The organism is Pseudonocardia xishanensis, from assembly GCF_039541715.1.
Lineage (GTDB): Bacteria > Actinomycetota > Actinomycetes > Mycobacteriales > Pseudonocardiaceae > Pseudonocardia > Pseudonocardia xishanensis.
On record NZ_BAABGT010000108.1, the window covers coordinates 1 to 4,186 of the forward strand.

At 71.8% G+C, this 4,186-nt stretch carries 4 protein-coding genes; 3 read left to right on the forward strand and 1 reads right to left on the reverse strand.

Going from position 1 to position 4,186, the window contains the following annotated elements; all coding sequences use genetic code 11:
* Positions 1-52 precede the first annotated feature (52 nt).
* Entirely contained in the window at positions 53-2,389 is a 2,337-nt protein-coding gene (gene pcrA, locus ABD993_RS32000) for a DNA helicase PcrA (RefSeq protein ID WP_345426644.1), read from the reverse strand.
* Positions 2,390-2,583: 194 nt separating this feature from the next.
* On the opposite strand from pcrA, the gene ABD993_RS32005 reads away from it, so the two are divergent.
* From ABD993_RS32005 to ABD993_RS32015, 3 genes are all read left to right on the forward strand, one after another.
* The gene (locus ABD993_RS32005) at positions 2,584-2,853 is read left to right on the forward strand and encodes a chorismate mutase (RefSeq protein ID WP_345426646.1); all 270 of its coding nucleotides are present in this window, start codon (positions 2,584-2,586) and stop codon (positions 2,851-2,853) included.
* A gap of 58 nt (positions 2,854-2,911) precedes the next feature.
* Positions 2,912-3,217, forward strand: a complete 306-nt coding sequence (locus tag ABD993_RS32010) for a hypothetical protein (protein WP_181782966.1) — start codon at positions 2,912-2,914, stop codon at positions 3,215-3,217.
* 288 nt (positions 3,218-3,505) lie between these two features.
* Positions 3,506-4,186, forward strand: a 681-nt coding sequence (locus ABD993_RS32015) for a hypothetical protein (protein WP_345426649.1), incomplete at its 3' end; no start/stop codon positions are given.

Genomic DNA, 4,186 nt, shown 5'->3' on the forward strand with positions numbered 1-4,186 from the left:
GCTGGCCGCTACCGGAGCCGAGCCTGGCACAACCAAAGCCCGACAGGACCCATTAGAGCTTCTGCAGCGGGACCCCACCGATCAGCATCAGCCGGACGGTGCCCGCGCTGCCGAAGTCGATCGTGACCGTGGCCCGGTTGCCCACCCCGTCCGACGCGATGACGGTGCCCAGGCCGTACTTGTCGTGGTTGACCCGGTCCCCCACCTCGAGGTGGATCTCGGCGTTCAGCGTGCGTGCGGGGACGTTCCAGCTCCCGCGGTCCGTGGCCTGCGGACGACGGCCGAAGCCGAAGCGGCCCACCGGCGCCGACGGGCGCTCCGGCTCCGAGCGCGCCCAGTCCACCAGCTCCGCGGGCACCTCGTCCAGGAACCGGGACGCCGGGTTGGTGCTGGGCTGCCCGAAGGCGGACCGCACGATCGCCCGGGAGAGGAACAGCCGCTGCCGGGCCCGGGTGATGCCCACGTAGGCCAGGCGGCGCTCCTCGGCCATCTCGTCCGGGTCCCCGAGGGTCCGCATGTGCGGGAAGATCCCGTCCTCCCAGCCGGTGAGGAACACGACCGGGAACTCCAGGCCCTTCGCGGTGTGCAGGGTCATCAGCGTGACCATGCCCTGGTCGTCGTCCGGGATGGAGTCGGCGTCCGCCACGAGGGCGACCCGCTCCAGGAACGCGGCGAGCGAGCCCGGCTCCGGGGCGCCGACCTCGACGTCGCTGTCGTCCAGGTCCGCGACGGCGGCGTCCCCGGCGAACTCCCGCGCGACGGTGACGAGCTCGGCCAGGTTCTCCAGCCGGGTCCCGTCCTGCGGGTCCTCGCTGGCCTCCAGGGCCTCGGTGTAGCCGGAGCGGCCGTAGACGTTCTCCAGGATCTCGGCGGTCTCGTCCCCGCGCTCGACGCCCTCGCGCAGCTCGTCCAGCATCCGCTGGAAACCGGCGATGTTGCGTTGCGAGCGGGTCGCGAGCGCGGGCAGCTTCTCCGGCTCCTCCGCCGCGACGCGCAGCGCCTGGCTGAACGAGATCCGCTCCCGCTCGGCGTAGTCCGCGACCAGACCCTCCGCCCGGTCCCCGATGCCGCGCTTGGGCACGTTGAGGATCCGCCGCAGGCTGACCGTGTCCTCCGGGTTGGACAGCACCCGCAGGTAGGCGAGTGCGTCCCGGATCTCCTTGCGCTCGTAGAACCGCACGCCGCCGACGACCTTGTACGGCAGCCCGATCCGCAGGAACACGTCCTCGAACACCCGGGACTGCGCGTTCGTCCGGTAGAAGACGGCGATGTCGGAGTTCCGGAACTCACCGGAGTCGACCAGCTTGTCGATCTCCTGCCCGACGAAGCTCGCCTCGTCGTGCTCGTTGTCCGCGACGTACCCGACGATCTTGTCGCCGTCGCCCTGCTCCGACCACAGCCGCTTGTCGCGCCGGTTCGGGTTCCGCTCGATGACCCGGTTCGCCGCGGTGAGGATGGTCTGGGTGGAGCGGTAGTTCTGCTCCAGCAGGATCGTGGTCGCGTCCGGGAAGTCCTGCTCGAACTCCACGATGTTGCGGATGTTCGCGCCGCGGAAGGCGTAGATGGACTGGTCCGAGTCGCCGACGACGCACAGCTCGGCCGGTCGCGCGCCGTCCGTCGCGGGCGCGACCAGCTCCCTGACCAGGACGTACTGCGCGTGGTTGGTGTCCTGGTACTCGTCCACCAGCACGTGCCGGAAGCGGCGGCGGTAGTACTCGGCGACGGCGGGCATCCGCTGCAGCAGCGAGACCGTCTCCATGATCAGGTCGTCGAAGTCGAAGGCGTTCGCCTGACGGAGCCGTTCCTGGTAGGTCGCGTACACCTGGGCGATCCGGCGCTCGTGCTCGTTGCTCGCCCGGCCCGCGAAGTCCTCCGCCGAGATCAGCTCGTTCTTGAGGTTCGAGATCTGCGCGGCGACGGCGCGCGGCGCGAACTTCTTCGGGTCCAGCTCCTGGTCCCGGGAGACGATCCCGATCAGCCTGCGGGTGTCGTCCGCGTCGTACACCGAGAAGGCGCTGCGCACGCCCAGGTGCTTGGCCTCGCGACGCAGGATCCGCACGCACATGGAGTGGAAGGTGGAGACCCACATCGCCATCGAGCGGCGCCCGACCAGCGCGTCCACCCGCTCCTTCATCTCGGCCGCGGCCTTGTTGGTGAAGGTGATCGACATGATCTCGCCGGGGTGCACGCCGCGCTCGGCGAGCAGCCAGCCGATCCGGTGGGTGAGCACCCGGGTCTTGCCGGACCCCGCCCCCGCGACGATGAGCAGCGGCGACCCGGAGTGCGTGACGGCCTCGCGCTGCCGGGGGTTCAGCCCCTCGAGCAACGCGGCGCCGCGCTTCGTCTTCGGTTCGACGGTCTGGGCGGGGAGTTCGAACAGAGCACTCATCGTGTCGAACACGGTACCGCCGCGCACCGACGGTTGTGGCACACTGTCCCCCGTGCACCGCGAGCAGCGATTTCCGTACGGGTACCGGATTCCGGAACCCGTCGTCTAGCGCTGCAGACCACGAACCCCGGAGTCCGTCGGACCCGGGGTTTTTCCATGGGCCGGTGGACTTCGTTCTGAGAAGGAGTGGACCGATGTCCGTGACCGACCTCCCGTCCGACGCCGAGATCGCCGACCTGCGCGTCGAGATCGACGCACTCGACGCCGAGATCCTGCGGCTGATCAAGCGCCGCAGTGAGGTCTCGCAGCGCATCGGCGCCGCCCGGATGGCCGCGGGCGGACCGCGGATCGTCTACAGCCGCGAGATGACCGTGCTGCAGCGCTTCCGCGACCTCGGCCCCGAGGGACGCGAGCTCGGGATGCTGCTGCTCCGGCTGGGCCGCGGGCGGCTGGGAGCCCGCTGAGATCCGGGGGGGGGGGTGTCGCCCGTACGGACCAGCCGCGACGTGGCACTGTGGAGACATGGGGATCGTCTTCACACTGGTCGCGCTCGTCGGGCTGCTGGCCGCGCTCGGACATGTCGGATACGTGGCGATGTTGAACAACGCCGCGAAGAAGAAGGGGGCCGCGGGCTCCGAGATCGCGGCCTACTCCAAGAGCAGGTTCCCGGTCGCGGGCGGCGCCGCGGGCGTCTCGCTGCTGGGGCTGCTGCTCACCAGCGGGGGGACCACCGCGTCGATCATCGGTGTGATCCTCGCCCTGGGCGGCGGGTTCGTCGGCTACCGCGGCCTGCAGCAGGAGCGGGCGAAGTACCCGACCGGCGGCTGAATCCTCACCGAGTCGTAACGTGACGCGTGGTGACATCTTTCGCGTGTCCGTCACGTCGAGTGATGGGACCTCCGCCTCCGACGCAGGCCCGTGACCTGCGGAGACAAACGTTCCACGATCGTGTCGACGCCGAACGGGGCGACCAGCGGTCCCTCCGGTCCGGTGAGCGGGAATTCACCCGATCGCGCTACGCGCGGTGAGCGGGCGAATGACACTTGGTGAACGCCTCGTGACTCCGGTACACCTGTTCGGGTCGCTTCCCAGCGTCCCGTAGGAGGTCGTCCGTCCGTGGCCACGAACGAGCATCGCGTCGGCAACCCGCTGCCGCCGGAGAACCCCGTCACGGTGGCTGAGCTGTTGCGCCGCAACGTGCCCGCGCAGCGTCCCGCCGGCGAGGCGCGCGATGCCCTGCCCGCGGCCGGGGACTCCGACCGTCGTCCGCTCCCCCGCATCCCCGCCCCCCGCCCGTCCGTCGAGGACTCGGCGGGCCCGGCCGTCCCGGACGAGTCCGTCGTGGTGATCACCACCCACGCCGAGCCCGAGCCGGGGGACCCGCGACCGAGCCAGATCGTGTCCGTGGGCGCCCTGCTGCGCCGCGAGGGTCGCGCCCCGCACGCCCTCGACCGGCCGATCCAGCCCCGCCCGGCCCAGCTCGGCCGCCGCAGCCCGGCGGCCGCCCGCCGGGCCGCGGTCACCGCCGGGGCCCTGGTCGCCACCGGGTCCGTGCTGGCCGCGGTGATGGTCACGCAGGCGTCGAACGGCGGCTCCGGGGCCCCGGGCGCCGCCGAGGGCAGCTTCCCGGGCATGCGCCTGCCGGACGGGTCCGCCGCGGCCGCCGCCGGCGCCCTCGACCCGGGCCTGTCCGCCCCCACCAGCTGGATGAACGTCGCCTTCCCCGAGGCGCTGCTGTCCCCCGGCACCGCCGCCGCGCTGGGCGGGGCACCTGCCGCCGCGGCGCCCGCCGCCGCG

Coding starts and splice junctions, on each gene's coding strand:
- ABD993_RS32010 (WP_181782966.1), top strand. CDS start 2,912: ATGGGGATCGTCTTCACACTGGTCGCGCTCGTCGGGCTGCTGGCCGCG.
- ABD993_RS32005 (WP_345426646.1), top strand. CDS start 2,584: ATGTCCGTGACCGACCTCCCGTCCGACGCCGAGATCGCCGACCTGCGC.
- pcrA (WP_345426644.1), bottom strand. CDS start 2,389: ATGAGTGCTCTGTTCGAACTCCCCGCCCAGACCGTCGAACCGAAGACG.